Here is an 18,519-nt window from a genome sequence, read left to right as displayed (position 1 = left end):
AGACATGCGTTATGTGCAGCTTCGCGCTTCGTTCTGATCCCGCGGATCGTTTCGACCGTTTCATAGTCTTATCCCCCGCGAGACCGCTCGCGATCGGCACCGAGCGTCGCACCCAGAACCCTCAATCGCTTGAGGAAAGGCTGTTCCCCGTAGCGTTCGATAGCGGCGGCCATCGCGATATTCATGCAAAGGAAGACAGCAACGGCGATCAGGAGAAGCAAGCTGCTATCCCAGAGCAGCACACTTGCCGCGCACAAGACCGTATAGATGAGGGGAACGTGTATCAGGTAGAGAGGAAACGAGATCGATCCGAGAAATGAACCGACCCTGCTCGACAGCAAGCGGGTCAGCGCAGGAGAAGCCAAGCTGGCATAGACGACCAGGGCGGCGCCCAGGGGGTACAGAATCCCTTCCTTGTTTCCTGGCATCAAAGGCCAAGGCAGCCCTGTGTCCCGAAGCTGAGGCGCTACGCCGCCCTGCGAACCGATGATCAGACCCAATGCCAGGGCGAACATCGCATAGTTCGAACGCAATCGTCCGGCAGCCCATGCCTCTCTTAGGCAGATCCCCAGAACAAAGCACTCGAAAGCGAGATGCTGGCTCACCAATGCAGCAATCGCGACCACCAACGCGACCAACAACCTCCCATTCATACCCGGAAAAACGGCCACCGCAAAACAAGCCAGGGAGCCGACGAGTTCGATGCGCATCGTCCAAAGCACGTTGTTGAACAGCGATCCGCCCGTCAGGAAGATGCCGATCGCGCCGTCGTAGAGCGCAGCGCCGAAGCCTGGCACGGGATATTGATAGGTGTATTGCAGCCATCGACTTCCGGTCAGCGCGTAAAGATCGCCTGCCCGGTCAGGCATGGCCATCAATAGGACCCAGGCAAGCAACACGCTTAAGAGCGATGGAACCGCCAGGCGCAAGTATCGCACTGCTACCTTGACCCATAGTGCCTCGGGCCGTCCGATCGCCGCTTGCGTGACGACAAAGCCGCTGAGGACGAAAAAGACGGATACTGCAAAGGGCCCGTTCCACAGGACCGCCACCGGCAAATAGGCCATCCACACGGGTACGTCTGACTGATCGGGCACCAGGTATGGCGTCAAAGCCGACATGATATGGAAGACGACGACAACGACAGCTGCGATCCCTCGCAAGCCGTCAAGATGAGCCAGTCGCCCTTTCTGAGGCGTCGCACCACTTCGCATTGAGACCGCCCCCCAGTCGGCACAACTCGCAGTCCCATCCAAAGCCAGGGAACGCCGATCGGCTGGACCCAGGTCAACAGTTACGATCCCGTCGAGGCAGATGCAACTCGTGTGCTGCACACGACATCCGCGCGCGAGGACGGGGCCGAGCGAACGGCAGGCCAGCAGCCGGCACTCCGATCGCGTCCGGAGCCTCCGAGATGGTGGCTAGGTCCGACCGAAGAACCGCTGCTCCATGTGGCCGGCGGCCTCCAATACGGCACTCGATATGCCTGCGCCGACCTCCTGAACTGCAGGTATGCGAATTGCGCCCCTCCTCACATCACTCGTTGCAAGCACATTGTAAGCACGCTCGTCTTGGAGTGAACGGGCAATAAGTACGCAATGAAGCGGCAACTTTCGCAAGCACAACACCCAATAAATAATCATGTTCACGAATAGTTTTCTCAAGTGCGACTTGTTTATTCAAGTGGACTAGCCTTTTTGTCTTGATGTATATATATTTGTGCTAATGTATACTGGTAGTGATCCGCTCACGGCTACAGCACGGGAACGGTTCGGCTCAAGGACAGGGCGACTTCTTAATGGGACGAAGCGAAGTCGAGAGATGGCGAAGGGATGTGCAGTGTTGCGGCGAAACCTCGATCGTCTCTTGAGCCCCTTGGACGGCATTGGCCTTATTTCCAGTGACGTGTTCGATACATTGCTGCTCCGTCGGCCGCGATCCCAGCGCACGCGTCTGATCGAGGCGGAACGGCGTTTTGCTCGCCTTCTGAGAGAACAGGGGCTTTGCATCGACGCCGAACAGCTTTTTCAAGCACGGCGACTGGCCGAAGGCTTTGCCTATCGTGCGCTGAACGTGGGCGGCGGCATCGGAGAAGTCCGTCTTGAGGACATCATCGCGCGGCAGCTGACAATGCTCGGCCTTCCCGCAGATCTGCTGCAGCAGCGGCTCGGGCTGGAGATGGCAGTCGAAAGGGTTTCCCTCTCGGCCAACACTGCGCTGGCCACGGCCTTGCGCCAGCAGCGCCAGGCGGGCATTCGCATTGTCGCGGTTTCAGATACCGCACTGACCGGCGACCGGCTGGCAGAACTCATAGACTATTTTCACGGCCCCGGCCTCATCGACAAGGTATACTCGAGTGCCGACGTCGGGGCCAGCAAGCGTTTCGGCAGCCTGTTTACGGCAGTGTTGTCGGCTGAAAAGACGGCACCCGCACAGATGCTGCACATCGGCGACGACTATGTCGCGGATTACCTTATCCCAAGCAAATTGGGCATCCACTCGATGCACTTGCCCAAGGGCCGCATTCGCCACTTTGCCACGCGTGCCGATGGCGCACGCGCCGAAGCGTTCAGGAAGGCTGGTCGGCGGTTGTCGTCCGGTGTTCTGGCCGTCCCTACGTTGGGCGACGAGGGCTCGTTCGGTCGCGACGTGTTCGGACCCATCGTTGCGCAGTTTTGTCTCTATATATGGCTCTATGCGGCCCAGGCTGAAGCACAGGGCAATTGTGTCTTGGCTTTCTGCGCGCGGGGCGGGATTGGGATTCGCGAAGCCTTTGAGACCCTGGTTGCACGGCTTCAGCTGCCGTTGGACATCCGCCGCGAAAACATCCTCATTTCGAGACTGGTGGCCGCGCGTACCGCTCTGGAGATGCGCAGTTTCGCCGTCTTGGACGAGCTGGGGCGGGAGTTCGCAAAGAACAGTTTCGCAGAGGTCGCCGCTGCCTTGGGCGGTGGCGAATATGAGCTGACGACCGCCTGGCAACAACCCTTTGTACCGGAGCGCTTCTTCGCAATGCTCGACCGGTCAGACGGGCTAGAGGTGGGCGAAGATATTGCCCGACAGAATCGACTGTTCAGGCGCCATCTCGATACATTCTCCGCGCCCGCGACGCGTATCATCCTCTGCGACACTGGCCTTTACGGCAGCACGCAGCGGCTTCTCGCCGCCGGCCTGCCGGAAAGAAACTTCGAGACCATCCAGTTTGCCCGCTGCAATTACAAGCGAATGAGCGAGGATCATTTCCCCGAAGTCAGCGGGCTGGTGGTCGAAGAGAACCAATACAATCCGTTGAAGGTCGAAACCGTCATCCTCCGATACTGGCACATCATCGAAAGCCTCTTCGAACCTGCGATTCCATCGGTTCGCCATTTGAACGAAGGCGAAGATGGCGTCGTGCGCAGCAACTCAGGCGACATAAGCTATGGCACGATCGATGCCGCGGCCGGAAACTCGCTGCTTTCAGGCGCTCTTGATTACATCGATGGGCTTCGGACTGGTGCACAGGTCATGAAGGACGCTGACATCGCCTGGTCGCGCCTGAAGCGGGCGATCACCAACCCCAGCGCCTCGGACATGACAGTGCTTGGCGTCGGACCGCGCTCGATCGATTTTGGCCGACGGGAAAGCGTCCGCGTGCTCGAGCAGACAGACACGGCAGACTTTGCACGTCTGCTGACGTCAATGAGGTCCCAGCTTTGGCGCGAAGGCGCCATCGCTCGTGATTTCCCCCGCCTGAAGTCGGCACTGCTGCCGGCACTGGAATTTGCCCATATCGTGCGGGGGGTCTCCGCACGTCTGCATTTGTAGACTGAGGTTGGGAAGCGGTTGTTGCCGCTTTTTCGACAACGCCACCAAACGACGCCGCGGTTTCGCGAAATCGCAATGTGAGGAAGGCCGAGTGATTTCCCTGAACGCGTTATACTCGTATTTCATCAGCTTTCCTCAGTTCGCCATCACCTGGGGAATCTTCTTCGGCGCGGGCCTACTGACCTTTGCCCTGCAACTCTATCGCAATCGCGGTCAATTCTCGATCAAGGAAGTGATCGACCACTGCATTCCATTCAGCCCGTGGAAATCGAAGAGCTTCCACATGGACGTTCTTATTTACGTCCACCGCAAATTTACCGATTTTGTTTTTGCAGCACCCGGCATCGCCGTTATGGCCTTCGCGGCCGCGTCGACGGATTTTCTTCTGCGACGGCTGTTTGGCGACATGACGCCCCATAGCGTCGATTATCTTGCGACTTCCGTCTGCACGCTTGCGATGTTCCTTGCCGCGGAATTCGCCGATTATCTCGTACATTATCTTGAACATAAGATCCCTGCTCTGTGGGAATTGCACAAGGTCCATCATTCTGCGGATTTCCTCAATCCACTCACCTCCAAGCGGGGCCATTCGCTTCCTATCCTTTATGGAGGAGCCATGGCCGGGATGATAACCGGTCCGACGGCCGGGGTTTTCATCTATGTGTTCGGCATTAGCCTGCCGGAGGCGCTGCTTCTCAAGGCGGTGGCCAGCAAGATCTTTACCGTATGGACGCTTGATCCGCTCAAGCACTCGCATATTCCGGTCAGCCTGGGATGGTTCGATTGCTTTCTCATCAGCCCACACATGCACCAGATTCATCACAGCAAGCTCCAGCCGCATTGGGACAGGAACTTTGGCACGAACCTTTCGATCTATGACTGGCTTTTCCGAACAGCATATCGACCGGCGAAGGGGGAGAAGGTTGTGTTCGGCATTTCCGGTTACAGCGACAGTTCGTTGCAAAAATTCAACACGATCAAGGGCGCATTCGTCACGCCAGTACTGAGGAGCGGCAGGATCCTCTTGAATTTGGCACGACCAAAACCGAACAACTCCGCCGCTACAACGTCCAAAACACCGGTCGCCAGCGACATGGGTACGGGACAGCCTCGCTCGGATATCCAAACGAGTTCCGATCTCGGCTAGGATTAGCCGATGCAAGGTAACGACAGCATCCGGAATATACCCGACAGGCGACGTTCATATCCGGCGCCCACCGGCAAGCAAAAGCCACGCTCCTTTTCCTAAAACAAATGAACAAGTGATATAGATCGGCCGTTATTGCATATTTAGGTCAGCGTATTTCGCAGTTGATGCGGTGGACGCTTTGGCAATGTTCAAGTATACTGTATTACTACACCGGATATTTTGACCGGGAGACAACCATGTCTTGTGATGCAGCGGATTCATGGCATGGACAAGGTGGACGCGGGTCTTGTCGACCGGTGTTTCTGAAGCTCGCGATTACGCCCCCGCAGAGACAATCTAAACCCACGGGAACCGCCAAGCTCCACGTTCATGTCTGGTCACTCTGATGTCTGATCGCATATCGGTGGTATTGGCAACCTGCAACGGCAGCTCGTTTCTCAACGAACAGCTTGCGAGCATTTTGTCGCAGACGCGTCAGCCCGACGAAATTGTCCTCAGCGACGATAATTCATCCGATGGTACAAGCGCTATTTTGGATGAATTCCAGCGTCGATGCCCATTCCCGGTCATCCGCCTACAAAACCATCCAGGCAAAGGCTTTAGAGAGAATTTTATCCATGCAAGCTTGCATGCAACTGCCGATTGGATTGCATTTTGCGATCAAGACGACGTCTGGCATCCGAGGAAACTGGAGCTGTGTTCCACGCATTTTAACGATCAAAGGGTGACCCTTATCGTTCACACCGCAGAGCTTATCGACGCCAATGGCGAGCATATCGGCTTGTTCGAACAGGGTATAAAGTACAACGCCATCCGCCCGCCGCTCTTTTACGATGTTTGGCATACGTTCTTCGGATTTTCCATGGTTTTCCGGCGCGAACTACTCGCGATCGGCCCCGTCCAGTCGCGCTTTTTGGACTATATTGCGCCCGAGCACCGGATTGCGCACGACAGGTGGGTCTGTTTTCTTTCCCAGGTGACAGGCCACACCGTTGAAATCGCAACACCGCTCGTCAAATATCGTCAGCACGGCAAAAATCTGTTCGGCGCAAGAAGGGGTCGGCGAAGAATAGATCGCGCCGCAGTTCAGTCTGACAATGCCAGTTATATCGCAGCGACGTCAGAAATGGTGCAGATCGTCGGCGCCCTTCCGGCCGACGTCAGGAAGCAATTCCCAGGGTTTAACCGGGACGCGGCGCTCGCAGTCTATTCCCTTGCGTTAAGCCAGGTCACCGCCCGCGGCAAGGTCTACGAGGCTGCGCGTATGTCCAGCCCCATCTTGATCGCCATAAACTTCGCCAAGGGGGAATATCGCAATTCGCATAATGGCAGGCAAAGGTGGACCTCCCTTGCAAAGGACATACTTTACTGCATGGCGCGCTGAACCTCAAAGGAGGTTGCGCCGCAACCGGGCAGCAGTCTGGGTCATTAACGACCGGCAGGAGCACGATTCATGAGACAGAAGAACATCCGGGTATACCGCAACCCCGATCGCGGGCAGTCGGTCGCGGTCACCTGGGGCGACGGTGGCGAGAACGACTATCAGGACGCCACGGAAGCAGCCACCGCACTGGGCTGCTCACCTGAATGGCTGGAGCAGAATCTGGAAGCGGCCTTTCTGGCAAATATCGGCGTCTCCGAGCTCGACCTCTACTGGGACGACAGCGCCACGTGGCGCACCGACGGCGTTGCTCGTACTCTCAGCAAGGGCGACCGGGTTAGCGTGTTCGGCGAAATTGCAGCAGTCGATAACGACAGGGCGGAGGTCACGGTTCGCATTCTGGGCGTGACGACGTCTGTTACCCTGCCAGTCGAGAACGTTGCTTTGCTGGAGCGGGCGATAAATCCCCAAGGCGACGCGTCGCAAAAAGGCTGAAGCCCGCCCAGATCGACTGGTGCTGGATTTTGTTTGGCGCATAGGCGCCCGCTTTGCGCCCGACACGCGACATCGTTCGACCACAGCCGATGTCGCCGTAGATCCCGCGACGGACACCTGCACGGCTGCAATGCATGGATGACATGGATCCGGGCCTTATTAACCGACACCCTGGCTCCATCTAGTGACTAGCCAGAAGACAATTACGTCGACAGTCTCCAACAAAACAAAACGCAACCGCCAACGCGCCATCCCCGCTTGGCTATCGCGAGACAATGGATGGAAGACATGCTTGCAAGAACCTTGAACGAGATGACCCGGCGCGAGCGCTCCGACATGATGGTGCTGGTGGCAGATGCGCTTGAAGCGGTTGCCGAAGAGGCGCAGGAGCGCGGGGACACCCGCTCCGCCCAGAACTCGATGTGCCTTGCGCTGACGGTGCGCGGCTGCGCCGCCGATCTTGCAGTGCGCGATCTCCGCGCGGCAGAGCTTCTACTGGAGCAGGGCATTACATTCGTCGCAAGCATCTCCGAGCGCCTAGAGCGCACTGCCGTTCGCGACGAGGCGGACACAGCGCTGCGACAATAGATATCCGTCTCCCGTCAATGTCGCCGCCGAATAAACCGCATCGTGATCATGCCAGTCTGCCTGATCCGCCGTTCGGGAGAAGACGCGCGACGGCGCTTAGCAGATCGGTCTGCGAGATCAGCCCCAGTATCCGGTCGTCGTCATCCGTGACGATGACGGCGTGGGTCCTGCCGTCGGTTAGAACGGGCAACAATGAAAGGACATGATCAGTTGCCGACGCGGTCGCTGGCTTAGCCATCCTTTTGAGAGTGTCCCCACTCTCCAGCAGTTCTCTCAATCCAACCGTACCAACGAGCCTACCCTCGCGATCCTTGACCGGCAGTGTACGAATATTGTGTTTGAGGAGCAGATGTCGCGCATGGGCCGGCGCGACGTTCTCCTCCACCGCGATGACGTCACGCGACATGATGTCAGCGCAGCTGATGCCGGCATGAGAGCGGATTGCCGCCTGCAATTCCACTTGATGGAGGAGCCTTGCCAGGTCGTCCCGGTCGATGTCGAATGTCTCCTCCAGGGTCGCCAAGGCGGCGTCCACGTCCTCATCCCGGAAGCCCACCCGCAAGGACGAGGGCAGATCGACTGTCAGATGCGTGTTCTCCGGGACTTTTGTTGCGACATGGGGATAATTCCGCTTTGCAAGCTTATGAAAAACAAGCCCCAAACAAACGAGAATGCAGGAGTTCAAGGCGACCGGGACGAATGGAAACAGGAACCCCCAGCCGGCCACGACCGGACCGCCGAGAACGGCTGTCAACGCAGCCGCGCCACCGGGCGGATGAAGGCTTCGCGTAAAGGACATTGCTCCGATCGCGAGAGACACCCCGACGCCGATTGCGATGATCGGATCATGTATCCAGTAGGCGGCTAGGATCCCCATCATGGCCGAGATCGTATTGCCGCCAATGATCGACCACGGTTGGGCGAGCGGACTGGAAGGAACCGCAAAGAGAAGCACAGCCGAAGCGCCCATTGGGGCGACGATCAGTGGAAGATCTGGTCCCTGTCCGAACAGGTAGCCGCTGATGACACCGGTCAGGCCGATGCCGACCAACGCACCAAGGCATGCGATCAGTCGCTCCCTCAGCGTGGCGCCAGCCAGAATTGGTGAGAAGAGTCGAAAGCGTCGGGTACCGGACGTTTCCGCCCCACCTAGATTGCGAGAAGACATGATTGGGACCAGGATTGGGTTTCGTTTGAGAGTATGGCGTCAGGCTGCCATCATACGACGGTCTCTGCCTTTGGTGGCGTCCAATACCTGTTGGAAAGCACTGAATGCGCTCGGAAGGTTGCCTTTCCGATAGACCAGCAGTGTCTCGACCAGCCCCATCGAATGGGCAGGCGTTTTTGTTGGCCAATGCATCAAATCGAGCACTGATCGCGGCACGACACCTGCAGCGTTTCCAGTCGAGACGCTTGCCATGATCGCATGGTAGGAGCCGAGCTCCACAGTCTCGATGGAAGCCGATTTGGCAGCCCAGTTTTCGGCGATGCGTCGATAGGTACAACCCGGCTCCAGAGCGACAAGGTTGGCAACCCGAAGATCTGATGCCGACTTGATGGCGGGATGCCCAGCCGGCAGTACGATGAGCAGCTCTTCAACGAAGACGGGCTCCGTTTGGAGGGCCTTGAGATCCTTGTCGAAAGACCCCTCGGTCTCCAAAAGGTTCTTCGGGGGGCGGGCTATCAGGGCGCAGTCCAATGCGTCAGCGAGGACCTCCCGCACGAGATCTCGCGAAGCGCCGAGCTTGAGGCGGAGGGACACGTCAGGCCACATCTCGTTGAACTGGGAGAGTGCCAAAGGAAGACGACTTGCCGCCGTGCTTTCCATCGTGCCAACGCGCAACGTTCCGCTAGGCGTCGATACCCCTACCGCGTGGCGTGCCTCTAGCGCGAGCGCCAGCAACCGATTGGCGTAGCCGAGAAAACTCTCTCCTTTGGGGGTCAACGTCATCTTTTTGCCGTCGCGGCTGAAGAGAGCGACGCCTAGATCTTCTTCCAGTTGCCGGATTCTGGTTGTCACATTGGAAGGCGCGCGCCCGATGGCCGCGGCCGCTTTGGTGACGCTGTGGTCTCGCGCGACCGCCAGGAATATCTCTATTGAAGTAAGGTCCACCGGATAGATCTCGATATGAGAATGATGTTCGTCTAGAATTCTCTTTACGAAAATCATCGGCAAAGCTCAAGCATCTTGCAACCTCGATCTGAACTTGTGATTTAAGCCATCCGGAACACTGCAAAACCATGCATGAGATCAGGGAAATGACGTCCAAGACCCAAGCGCTCCCCGATTGATCTGGCACTGGTTGGTATGTCGCAACAATATTTGGAGATCGATGGGAACGCTTCAGCCACAGCGGCATCCAATCAGCGACTGGAGATCGCCATGAACCCTTTAGGCCGTGTGACACCGACAGAGCTCAGCTCCCTGGACTGGTCGGACGATAAGGCGCTTGTTGCAGCCGCTCTTCGCAACGATCCCGAGGCGTTTCGGACCATCATGACCCGGTTCAATCAACGTCTGTTCAGAATCGCGCGCGGGGTCGTCCGCGACGACAGTGTGGCTGAGGATGTCGTCCAGGAATCCTATCTCCGGGCCTTCCAGCACCTTGACGGCTTTCGGGCAGAATCCCGACTTTCAACCTGGCTGCATCGGATTGTGCTCAACGAAGCTCTTACCCGGCTCCGCAAGATTTCCCGCACCCCCGAGACCGCCCTGCCCTCCGAGCTCTCAGGAGCCGAAATCCTGCAGTTTCCCCATGGAGCCGCTTCTGATGATCCGGAGAAGGCGATGGCCCAGCGCCAGATTTTGCAATTGGTCGAGGAAGCCACTGATCAGCTTCCCGATAATTTCCGCCTCGTATTTGTTGCGCGAGTGATAGAGGGCTTGTCTGTCGAAGACACCGCTGAACTGCTGGAAATCAAGCCCGAGACGGTGAGAACCAGACTTCACCGCGCTCGCATCCTGTTGCGAAGGCACATCGACGAACGCATTGGTCCGGTCCTCCTCGATGCGTTTCCCTTCGCAGGCAAGAGGTGCGCCCGCTTGACGCAGAGCGTCATGGGAAAATTGGGCTTCATGCCGTAATTTTGGGGAACGTCCGGTGCATACGAGCATCAAAGGAATGTTAGCAACGGGTCCGGCGCTTTGACCGCCGGCGAAGAGGAGACATTCCATGTTTATCCGTCTGAGTGCGGCATTAGCCGTAATTTGCCTTGTTACTCCAGTCGCATTTGCTGCGGGTGAACGTCCGACAGATCCGCAGATTGCTCACATCGCCTATACCGCAGGCGTGATCGATATCGAAGCCGCGAAACTGGCGATCGAGAAATCAAAGAACAAACAGGTAATCGCCTTCGCGAATGACATGCTGCGAGACCACGAGGCCGTGAACAAGCAAGCGCTTAGTCTTGTAAAAAAGCTCAAGGTGACGCCCGAAGACAACAGTACCAGCCAGTCCTTGTCCAGCGCCGCCACCCAGGAACGCGAGAAGCTGGCAAAGCTCAAGGGTTCCGCCTTCGACAAAGCCTACGTTGACAATGAGGTGGCATATCACAAGCAGGTCAACGGTGCCTTGGAAACCCTGCTTATTCCGTCGGCCAAGAACGGCGAACTCAAGGATCTCCTGGAGACGGGCCTGAAGCTCTTCCAAGGGCATGAGCAGCACGCCGAACACGTCGCAGCAACCCTCAAATAGAGCGGCGCACGATGAAAAACATCTTGGGCACTGGCATTGCATTCCTCGTCTTTGTGTTGGGATTTTCGCCAGCGCAAGCAGCTACGATCGAAATCACCATCCGAAAACTCACCTTCGATCCCGGCACTGTGAGCGCGGCGGCGGGAGACAAGATCGTGTGGTCGAACAAGGATATCATGGACCATACGGCAACCTTTGAAGGCGCTTTTGATATTGTGATCCCTGCGGGGAGCACAGGCACTCTGATCATGACGAAGGCAGGAACGATCCGTTACTATTGCCGATATCATCCCAATATGGTCGGTACGCTTGAGGTCGAGGTGAGATAGTCTGAGGATGCGCCTGGTGGTTCCCGTCCACCAGGATGATGTGGGCGCGCCAGACTGCCTTGTCACTTCGGCAACCATGCAAGTATGACAATCACCTCTGCTCCTGGGACCTGATCCGGCCGCAAGCATGGTTGCATCGGCAAACTCATCGCACTTTGTGGGAGCTTTCGTTCGCCAATAATAATCAGATAGTGGCGCTGTCCTCGTACAGGCGCCTGCCGCAACTGGATCCGACGCCACATTGACTGGTCCGGGCATCTCCATGGGAGCGCCTGCCACCGTGCCGTTGCGGTACGTCAGCATTCAAGATACCGACCTGGTGACATCTAAGCTGATCGTGATTGATATCTACAATAGGCAGAACGAGGAAATAAATTTCTGACGTCGTGATTGGCGGCGGCAAGTCGGTGATCGGCATCGTTGCCAGCGTCGGCGGCTTCCTCGGCATCGGCGAAAGCTACGTCGTCCTCGATCCAGCCTTGATCACACTCGCCGATCAGGATGGCAAGTTGAAGGCATTTGTCGACACGTCGAAAGACGACCTGTCGAAGGCTCCGAAACTCGACTATTCCAGGTACAAGGTGATTTGCAGGGCCAGCTTCCGAGCTGGCCCTGCCCTCTTCCGGGGGAGGACATGATCAGGCGAATCAACGGTAAATCACAAACGGAATTGAGCACTCAACGCGCCGCCTTCGCCGCCACTGTTTGACCTAGCTGCATAGAGATGGCTTCCCCTACCGCCAACTCGGCCATGGCAATAGCAGCCTCACGGGTCTTGGCGGCCGCGATGAAGCGGCCATTGTGACAGAAGGTCGCGCCGTCTACGCCGCAAGCCGCCTCCAGGTCACGGTTGGTCAGGCCGGCCCAAGCCGCAGGCAGATCTGCTCGCAGCTCAAATCCCTCCTCCGCACGGCGGATGCCGGTCAGGCACCAATCGTTTTCACGGGGATGAACGACAAACAAGAGGTGATCGGCGCCCGCCTTCACGATGGCGGGACGGAAGGGCATTCCCATTGGGAGCTCCAGAATGCGTCCTTGGCCTGTGTCCTCGATTGCCTGATGCACCACCGCCTCTGCCCGCAATTTTGCGGCGCTTCTGCCTATGCTTGCCTCGGTGAAACTACGGGCAATGGCCAGGGCGGCGTGGAAACCGCGATCTTCGGCGTCGGGGCTCGGCTCGTCGAAAACGGGTTTTAGCGTCTCCAGCAAAGCCGGCAGCGTCAACCCAGCCAGCGGCCCGGCAACAGAGGGGCTAAGCGCACCATTATCCACGAGATCGACCGGCAGCACAAAGCTTGCATCGAAAGAGGCGTGTACCGCCTCAACATGCGTTTCGGGTAGGCCAAGGGCGGCAAGATAATCACGGCCATAGTGTTTCCAGATCAATCCGAACGAACTGAACGGCTGACCCTCTTCGCGCTGTGGAGCGCCGCGTTGGTGGTGATCGAAGATCCGCTTTGCAGCGTCATATGATCCTCCAACATCGTAGATGATGCGGTCTGTGCCGGGTGTGATCCATTCCGGCGCCCTGCTTCGAATGAGACGAGCCTGCGGGAAAAGCCGGGTCAGAATGACGCTGGACAGCAGTTCGTCGGCATGGAAGCCACCGGAATGGGTGACGAGGAAATCTGGAATCATGCCGGGTGTACCTTGTTGTTCGCTGAGTGCCGCTTGCGGCTAGCACCAGATAGCCGTTGCTGAATGCCATCTCAACCCGCCATTCGCTTATTCCGCTGCGCCGCCCCGCGTTGGGCCGCATGGCACTAGATCCAAGGGCCGTCGGGGGGCCGGTGGGGAAAGACTATCAACCAGTTTGGCGCCTATCGCACGGCAAGCGTGCGCTACGTTTCAATTGGGGAGAAATCGACTTGAATATCGGCCAAGCAGCAATAGAAAGTGGCCTCACCGCGAAAATGATCCGCTACTATGAACAGGTTAAGCTGATTATCCCTGCGCACCGCACTGGGGCCATTCGTGTCATAGCTGGCAACGCCCCGGGAGGCCGCACTTTGCTTATGCGCAGACCTGAATGAATTCGATGGGGCCGCCAGGCTTGTCGTCCTCGAACACCGCACTTGCTAGCCGGCCGCCAAATACGCACGCACTGTCGATGTTTGTACGGTCACCAACGGTCATGGGGTTCTTGGGCGAAGGGGTGTGTCCGTGGCAGAGGTGTTTTCCCCAGTAAGTGCCCGAGTATTGGTCTGGAAACCGCGTCCACATCAAATCGTTTGGCGACTGTTCCTCAAAGTACGCACCTTCCCTGACCCCGGCGTGAACGAAAATGCGGTGCTCGTCGGCGTGAAGGAACGGAAGGGCTTGCGCCCAGTTCAAATGCTCTTCCGGAATCCCTGCTCCATATGATTGTAGCGTCTGGAGCCCGCCATTTTCGAGCCACCAAGATTCATCGCTTTGGCCGTTATGAGCACTTACCATCATATGTTCATGGTTACCCTTGAGCGCGATCCAAACCCACCCGGGCGATTCTGGGCCAGCCATCAGTCGTTCAACGACCGCTCTGCTGTCGGGTCCGCGGTCGATATAGTCGCCGAGGAAGACAATCGTGCCGTGCCCGGCGTATGCTTCGATGCGGGCCAGCAACCTGTTCATTGGGTCAATGCAGCCATGGATATCGCCTATCGCGAACGTGACGCTCATACAACCAACCTCTTGCGCTCGACTTGGATCTTTCGACTGTGGTGAAATATGGCCCCCGCCGCTTTTTTCGCCAGCCTGTACTTGCTGCCGCTGCCCGTGATTATTCGCCCGAGACGGCGGTGCTTAAATATCGCATGAACGCGAAATTGGCGTCTTTCACCGTTCAACTTCGGTCCCAAAGATGATATCGTTCTGGCTTCATCAAGCATGCAGGTCTCTGCTTCGTAAACGCGTCGGCGATAGCCGATCCAACCGGTGAGATCGCGCATTGAGGCCGAGTCGAATTTGTTCTGCATTTGACGGCCCTGTTTCTCTTTACGGAACGAGGGAGAGAACGCGTTCTCGTCGCCGCGAATTGGCTAGGATCGACCAACCCACGTTTGGAACGCACTCATGTTGATACAACGCTGGAAGAAGCCGCTCGTGCTGGGAGACAACCGTATTCGGATCGTTGTTGGCTCAGCCGAAGAAGCGATGAACTGGCTTATCCACGAGCCCAACCAGAACACGGAAAGATGGCGCAACGCCTGGCGTGCCTGCCATGCGGTGCACGAAGGCCAACTGCCTGCCGAGGATGCAAGAATCGCTGTTGAGCTCGCGGCGACCGGCGGACCTCACCGGAGCGCGGGCGTCATGGATAATCCGGGATAATCTGGCTGATGAGGGACATCTTGCCCTCTCCGCTCGTTGAAGGACGGCCGTGTCGTCTTCCAGGGTTGGTCATTGAGTGTGCTCCCGCCCAGAACGAGCGCGCCCTGTCAGCCACCTCTCGGTGATCTGAAGGATCTGGCACCTTCCACGCGTTGCCGCACTGCGATCGACAACGCGACATTATGCCAGGTTGGGGTCACCGGTGTCATTCGCACCTTCGGGAATCTGTCCGTTCTTGCGAGGGGAGTTGATAACGACCTCCCGCCACTGTCGGTTGGCAAGCGGCGCGTTTTCGCCGCCGTGCGAATGTCTGATGACATCGCAGATCTCCCTCGGTTGAATACGCGGGCATTGTCCTCCTCGTCGAGCACGGCCACCGCGACGTCGTGACGCTTTCAACGTGTCCGGGCCTTTGCTGCTCTATCCGGTCGGAACGGACTATGAATTTGCTGCGCAAAGTGCGTGACGTCCGGCTTCGATGCCAACCGCCTCCGCGGAAGCTCTCTCCCCGCGTACCAGAATGTTCGCGCGCTTTGCTCCATCCGGCTGGATTGTCATGCCGCGGAGGATGATTTCGCTGCCGCTACAAACTGCGTAGGCGCCGATTGGAGTTCTACACGAGCCATCCAGCGTCCGCAGAAAGGCGCGCTCGCATTTCACGGCGTCCGCTGTTGCCACGTCGTCTACAGCGGATACAAGCTCGTTGATCCAGCGGTTGACGACGGCGGTTTCGATGCAGATGGCGCCTTGCGCAGGTGAGGGCGGGAACTCTCGTGTGCTGAAAATCTGCGTAATGCCATCAGAGATGCCCAGGCGTTTCAGGCCAGCCAAGGCAAGCAGGGTCGCGTCGACGCCGCCTTGTTCCAGCTTCTGCAACCGACTTCCAACCGATCCTCGAAACGGCACGATCTCCACGTCTGGACGATGCATCGCGACCAGCGCATGGCGACGGACCGAAGATGTCCCGACAATCGCGCCAGGCGGGAGCTCCGAAAGTGTGAACCCGCTACGGGAAAGGAAGACATCACGAACGTCCTCCCGAGGAAGAAACGCGCTGAGAAGCAACCCCTCCGGGAGCGAGGTCGCAACATCCTTTGCCGAGTGGACTGCCATGTCTAACTCGCCGGTGAGCAGCCGCTCTTCCAGCTCTTTTGTAAAAAGACCCTTTACTCCGATCTCGGGAAGGGGCTGGTCACGCAACTGATCGCCCTTGGTCGCAAAGTGAATGATCTCGAAGCATTCTCGTGGAAGGTCGTGGATCGACGCCAGTCTGTCTGCCACCTCGCCGGCCTGCGCCAACGCAAGAGGGCTCGCCCTCGTCCCGACCCTTATGGGTCTTGCAATTTTGCTGGGGCTCGCCATCACGCCGCATCCTGTTTCAATTCGGAGGAAGCGGCTTTGAACTGCAGTTCTGCCAGGCGGGCGTAGAGCCCACCCTGACGCAAGAGCGAAGCATGAGTCCCCTCCTCTACGATCCTGCCTTCGTCCATCACGAGGATCCTGTCTGCCTTGAGCACCGTCGCAAGCCTGTGGGCGATGACAATGCTGGACCTGTCCTCCATCAACTCCTCCAACCCTCGCTGAACCAACAGCTCGCTCTCTGCGTCCAGCGAGGATGTGGCTTCATCCAGGAGAAGGACTGGTCCGTTCTTGAGTATCGCACGCGCAATCGCCAGTCGCTGCCTTTGCCCTCCTGAAAGGGTCAAGCCTCGCTCGCCAACGACGGTATCGTACCCGTTCGGCAAACTTGTCACAAAACCGTGCGCCTGGGCCTTGATAGCGGCCGCGACCACTTCATCCCGTGTGGCATCAGGCCGTCCGAACGCAATGTTGTCGTGGATCGAGGCCGTGAAAACCGTCACGTCTTGGGGTACGACAGATATCTCTTTGCGGATATCCTGGGGCGAGATCGACTTGAGCTCCCTGCCATCGATCGACAGACTGCCTGCCTGATTGTCGTAGAACCCGAGCAGCAGGGAAAAAACCGTGCTCTTCCCCGACCCGGACGGGCCGACCAGCGCAACCATCTCACCCGGCGAGACCCTTAGTGACAGTCCGTCCAGGACGGCGCGCCCGGGCGCTCCCGGATACGAGAAGGTGACATCCAAGATTTCGATACCACCCCGAACCGGGCTGCGCAGCGGGGCGCAAGCCCCCGGCTCGCGATCGTAGGTCTTTTCGCCCAGCAGTTCGAACAGTCTGTCTGCAGCACCGGCTACTTGTGCTAGCTCCCCCCAAACCTCGGACAGTGAACCGAGTGAGCCCGCGGCGATGACCGAGTAAATCAGAAACTGGCCAAGGCTCCCTGGCGAAAGAGTTCCGGCAAGCACGCTGTGCGCGCCAAGCCAGAGTACCCCAACCACGCTGCTGAATATCAGAGCAATCGCGACGCCTGTCAGGCAGGCCCGGGCTCGGGCCGCCGTCACCGCAGCGTCGTAAGAAGACTCAACACCTCGAACGTACCGTTGGCGAGCGAGGTCTTCACTATTGAAGGCCTGAACGGTTCGGTTGGCAGCGATGATTTCACTGGCGTAGGCAGACGCGGTTGCGAGCCTGTCCTGTGCGACCCGGGACTTCCGACGAACCGATCGGCCGAAGATAATGAGCGGAGTGAGGATGAGGGGAATCACACCTATCGCTATCGCGGAGAGACTTGGGCTGGTGACGAACATCATTCCCAAAGCGCCGGCGCAAAGGATCGAGTTCCTCAAGGCTACAGATGCCGTCAAACTGACCGCCGATTTGATCTGGGCGGCGTCGGCGGATAGTCGGGAGGCTATTTCTCCCGAGCGATTGCTGTCGAAAAAAGGAGCCGGAAGACGAATTATATGTGAAAAGACCGCCGATCGAAGGTCAGTGACAAGGCGCTCTCCGAGAGTGGTCACGAAATAATAGCGCAATGCGCTCGCGAGTGCCAAAGCCACCGCCAGCGTCATCACCATGAGGAAGTACCGGTTGATGAATGCGCCATCGGCATGGCCGAAGCCATTGTCAACCATGCGGCGTACGGCCATCGGGAGTGCGAGCGAAATCAAGGCGGCACATGTGAGCGCCAAGGCAGCGCAAACCGAGAGGCCGCCGTGACGACGCAGAAATGGAACAAGGCGAAGGAGCCGGGCTGCAGTCTGCTTCCTGGTAGGGGGTAGGTTTTTACCACCGTCTCCATTGTGGGCAGGGCTGTCGGGCTGTCGGTCGTGCTGAGCTATCATCAACGCCGTTTTCTCCTGGGGATGAACATGAGGCCCTTGTCTACCGGGTTGGCGATCAAGTCTTTGATTATGGTCAACTACTGTCTCGTATTATCAGCAATCAGGCAGATCCCAGATGGGCACGCAAATTGCGATTGTTCCTAAATTATGGGGTCATCGGCTTTCCGCAGCAGTGGCCCAAAGCTTCCAAGGGAAGCCTCCGGGTGTCTGGCGGACCGGGAGAGCACTGGAGCGGCAAAACGACCATCCTGATGCCGAGATAACCGACATTGGCCGCGAGATTTCTTCTGCGACTGGTTCTACGCGACCTGCCTGGCCAGCGCGCAGCGTGCCCAGAGGGAATGCAGCGCCTCGACCAGATGCTCGATATCGGCATCGGTATGCAGCGGCGTGGGTGTGATGCGCAGGCGCTCGGTCTTCTTCGGCACCGTCGGATAGTTGATCGGCTGCACGTAGACGCCGCAATTGTCGAGCAACAGATCCGAGATCCATTTGCACTTGGCCGCATCGCCGACCATGACGGGGACGATGTGGCTCGGGTTCGGCATCGGCATGT

At 58.0% G+C, this 18,519-nt stretch carries 19 protein-coding genes and 1 pseudogene; 11 read left to right on the top strand and 9 right to left on the bottom strand.

Annotated features, from left to right (window positions below):
- Window positions 1-68: 68 nt before the first annotated feature.
- Window positions 69-1,214, bottom strand: coding sequence for an acyltransferase family protein (locus AC1D2R_RS21755; protein WP_477970360.1), 1,146 nt, complete (start codon window positions 1,212-1,214; stop codon window positions 69-71).
- A gap of 625 nt (window positions 1,215-1,839) precedes the next feature.
- Between AC1D2R_RS21755 and AC1D2R_RS21750 the strand changes: the two genes are divergently transcribed.
- The 5 genes from AC1D2R_RS21750 (at window position 1,840) to AC1D2R_RS21730 (ending at window position 7,421) form a co-directional block, all read left to right on the top strand.
- Window positions 1,840-3,807, top strand: a complete 1,968-nt coding sequence (locus AC1D2R_RS21750; protein ID WP_477970358.1) for a hydrolase — start codon at window positions 1,840-1,842, stop codon at window positions 3,805-3,807.
- A gap of 91 nt (window positions 3,808-3,898) precedes the next feature.
- Window positions 3,899-4,954 carry a sterol desaturase family protein gene (locus tag AC1D2R_RS21745; RefSeq protein WP_477970356.1) on the top strand — a complete coding sequence of 352 codons (1,056 nt, stop codon included), beginning with the start codon at window positions 3,899-3,901 and terminating at the stop codon, window positions 4,952-4,954.
- Window positions 4,955-5,342: 388 nt separating this feature from the next.
- The gene (locus tag AC1D2R_RS21740) at window positions 5,343-6,341 is read left to right on the top strand and encodes a glycosyltransferase (RefSeq protein WP_477970354.1); all 999 of its coding nucleotides are present in this window, start codon (window positions 5,343-5,345) and stop codon (window positions 6,339-6,341) included.
- Between the two features lie 69 nt (window positions 6,342-6,410).
- Window positions 6,411-6,833, top strand: coding sequence for a hypothetical protein (locus AC1D2R_RS21735; protein WP_477970352.1), 423 nt, complete (start codon window positions 6,411-6,413; stop codon window positions 6,831-6,833).
- A 288-nt stretch (window positions 6,834-7,121) separates the two neighbouring features.
- Window positions 7,122-7,421, top strand: a complete 300-nt coding sequence (locus AC1D2R_RS21730; protein WP_477970350.1) for a hypothetical protein — start codon at window positions 7,122-7,124, stop codon at window positions 7,419-7,421.
- Window positions 7,422-7,467: 46 nt separating this feature from the next.
- Here AC1D2R_RS21730 and AC1D2R_RS21725 read toward each other — a convergent pair whose 3' ends face one another.
- Window positions 7,468-8,589 (bottom strand): HPP family protein, encoded by a 1,122-nt coding sequence (locus AC1D2R_RS21725; RefSeq protein ID WP_477970348.1) that lies wholly within the window; start codon window positions 8,587-8,589, stop codon window positions 7,468-7,470.
- A gap of 39 nt (window positions 8,590-8,628) precedes the next feature.
- The gene (locus AC1D2R_RS21720) at window positions 8,629-9,534 is read right to left on the bottom strand and encodes a LysR family transcriptional regulator (RefSeq protein ID WP_477970601.1); all 906 of its coding nucleotides are present in this window, start codon (window positions 9,532-9,534) and stop codon (window positions 8,629-8,631) included.
- Window positions 9,535-9,804: 270 nt separating this feature from the next.
- Between AC1D2R_RS21720 and AC1D2R_RS21715 the strand changes: the two genes are divergently transcribed.
- The 4 genes from AC1D2R_RS21715 to AC1D2R_RS21700 all read left to right on the top strand — a co-directional run bounded on the left by AC1D2R_RS21715 (window position 9,805) and on the right by AC1D2R_RS21700 (window position 12,083).
- Window positions 9,805-10,506, top strand: coding sequence for an RNA polymerase sigma factor (locus tag AC1D2R_RS21715; protein WP_477970346.1), 702 nt, complete (start codon window positions 9,805-9,807; stop codon window positions 10,504-10,506).
- An 88-nt stretch (window positions 10,507-10,594) separates the two neighbouring features.
- Window positions 10,595-11,116, top strand: coding sequence for a DUF4142 domain-containing protein (locus AC1D2R_RS21710; protein ID WP_477970344.1), 522 nt, complete (start codon window positions 10,595-10,597; stop codon window positions 11,114-11,116).
- An 11-nt stretch (window positions 11,117-11,127) separates the two neighbouring features.
- Window positions 11,128-11,445, top strand: a complete 318-nt coding sequence (locus AC1D2R_RS21705; RefSeq protein ID WP_477970342.1) for a cupredoxin domain-containing protein — start codon at window positions 11,128-11,130, stop codon at window positions 11,443-11,445.
- Between the two features lie 407 nt (window positions 11,446-11,852).
- On the top strand, window positions 11,853-12,083 hold the full coding sequence (locus tag AC1D2R_RS21700) for a hypothetical protein (protein ID WP_477970340.1): 231 nt from the start codon (window positions 11,853-11,855) through the stop codon (window positions 12,081-12,083).
- 40 nt (window positions 12,084-12,123) lie between these two features.
- On the opposite strand, the gene AC1D2R_RS21695 is transcribed toward AC1D2R_RS21700, so the two are convergent.
- Window positions 12,124-13,083, bottom strand: a complete 960-nt coding sequence (locus AC1D2R_RS21695; RefSeq protein WP_477970339.1) for an MYG1 family protein — start codon at window positions 13,081-13,083, stop codon at window positions 12,124-12,126.
- Between the two features lie 230 nt (window positions 13,084-13,313).
- Between AC1D2R_RS21695 and AC1D2R_RS21690 the strand changes: the two are divergent.
- Window positions 13,314-13,412: pseudogene (locus AC1D2R_RS21690) on the top strand (MerR family DNA-binding transcriptional regulator); the annotation flags it as partial.
- A 46-nt stretch (window positions 13,413-13,458) separates the two neighbouring features.
- On the opposite strand, the gene AC1D2R_RS21685 reads toward AC1D2R_RS21690, so the two are convergent.
- Window positions 13,459-14,103 (bottom strand): metallophosphoesterase family protein, encoded by a 645-nt coding sequence (locus tag AC1D2R_RS21685; protein ID WP_477970338.1) that lies wholly within the window; start codon window positions 14,101-14,103, stop codon window positions 13,459-13,461.
- Window positions 14,100-14,399 (bottom strand): hypothetical protein, encoded by a 300-nt coding sequence (locus AC1D2R_RS21680; RefSeq protein ID WP_477970337.1) that lies wholly within the window; start codon window positions 14,397-14,399, stop codon window positions 14,100-14,102. Before AC1D2R_RS21680 ends, AC1D2R_RS21685 begins: the two co-directional genes overlap by 4 nt.
- Window positions 14,400-14,496: 97 nt before the next feature.
- Between AC1D2R_RS21680 and AC1D2R_RS21675 the strand changes: the two genes are divergently transcribed.
- Window positions 14,497-14,754: a DUF982 domain-containing protein gene (locus AC1D2R_RS21675; protein ID WP_477970336.1), complete on the top strand. Its 258-nt coding sequence runs from the start codon at window positions 14,497-14,499 to the stop codon at window positions 14,752-14,754.
- A gap of 438 nt (window positions 14,755-15,192) precedes the next feature.
- Here AC1D2R_RS21675 and hemC read toward each other — a convergent pair whose 3' ends face one another.
- The 3 genes from hemC to AC1D2R_RS21660 all read right to left on the bottom strand — a co-directional run.
- Window positions 15,193-16,116 (bottom strand): hydroxymethylbilane synthase, encoded by a 924-nt coding sequence (hemC, locus tag AC1D2R_RS21670; RefSeq protein ID WP_477970335.1) that lies wholly within the window; start codon window positions 16,114-16,116, stop codon window positions 15,193-15,195.
- Window positions 16,116-17,963 (bottom strand): ABC transporter transmembrane domain-containing protein, encoded by a 1,848-nt coding sequence (locus AC1D2R_RS21665; RefSeq protein ID WP_477970334.1) that lies wholly within the window; start codon window positions 17,961-17,963, stop codon window positions 16,116-16,118. Before AC1D2R_RS21665 ends, hemC begins: the two co-directional genes overlap by 1 nt.
- A gap of 299 nt (window positions 17,964-18,262) precedes the next feature.
- Window positions 18,263-18,519 (bottom strand): aminotransferase class I/II-fold pyridoxal phosphate-dependent enzyme (locus AC1D2R_RS21660; RefSeq protein WP_477970333.1); only part of this gene is annotated, 257 nt, incomplete at its 5' end.

It is taken from the genome of Rhizobium sp. P1_C7 (assembly GCF_056406295.1).
The sequence above is the reverse complement of the archived record's forward strand: the minus strand, read 5'-3'. Positions and strand labels throughout refer to the sequence as shown.

What these genes read in the sequence shown, in the direction of transcription:
- AC1D2R_RS21675 (WP_477970336.1), top strand. Translation starts at nt 14,497, where the DNA reads ATGTTGATACAACGCTGGAAGAAGCCGCTCGTGCTGGGAGACAACCGT.
- AC1D2R_RS21685 (WP_477970338.1), bottom strand. Translation starts at nt 14,103, where the DNA reads ATGAGCGTCACGTTCGCGATAGGCGATATCCATGGCTGCATTGACCCA.
- AC1D2R_RS21715 (WP_477970346.1), top strand. Translation starts at nt 9,805, where the DNA reads ATGAACCCTTTAGGCCGTGTGACACCGACAGAGCTCAGCTCCCTGGAC.
- AC1D2R_RS21680 (WP_477970337.1), bottom strand. Translation starts at nt 14,399, where the DNA reads ATGCAGAACAAATTCGACTCGGCCTCAATGCGCGATCTCACCGGTTGG.
- AC1D2R_RS21735 (WP_477970352.1), top strand. Translation starts at nt 6,411, where the DNA reads ATGAGACAGAAGAACATCCGGGTATACCGCAACCCCGATCGCGGGCAG.
- AC1D2R_RS21710 (WP_477970344.1), top strand. Translation starts at nt 10,595, where the DNA reads ATGTTTATCCGTCTGAGTGCGGCATTAGCCGTAATTTGCCTTGTTACT.
- AC1D2R_RS21755 (WP_477970360.1), bottom strand. Translation starts at nt 1,214, where the DNA reads ATGCGAAGTGGTGCGACGCCTCAGAAAGGGCGACTGGCTCATCTTGAC.
- AC1D2R_RS21695 (WP_477970339.1), bottom strand. Translation starts at nt 13,083, where the DNA reads ATGATTCCAGATTTCCTCGTCACCCATTCCGGTGGCTTCCATGCCGAC.
- AC1D2R_RS21730 (WP_477970350.1), top strand. Translation starts at nt 7,122, where the DNA reads ATGCTTGCAAGAACCTTGAACGAGATGACCCGGCGCGAGCGCTCCGAC.
- AC1D2R_RS21705 (WP_477970342.1), top strand. Translation starts at nt 11,128, where the DNA reads ATGAAAAACATCTTGGGCACTGGCATTGCATTCCTCGTCTTTGTGTTG.
- AC1D2R_RS21740 (WP_477970354.1), top strand. Translation starts at nt 5,343, where the DNA reads ATGTCTGATCGCATATCGGTGGTATTGGCAACCTGCAACGGCAGCTCG.
- AC1D2R_RS21725 (WP_477970348.1), bottom strand. Translation starts at nt 8,589, where the DNA reads ATGTCTTCTCGCAATCTAGGTGGGGCGGAAACGTCCGGTACCCGACGC.
- hemC (WP_477970335.1), bottom strand. Translation starts at nt 16,116, where the DNA reads ATGGCGAGCCCCAGCAAAATTGCAAGACCCATAAGGGTCGGGACGAGG.
- AC1D2R_RS21665 (WP_477970334.1), bottom strand. Translation starts at nt 17,963, where the DNA reads ATGATAGCTCAGCACGACCGACAGCCCGACAGCCCTGCCCACAATGGA.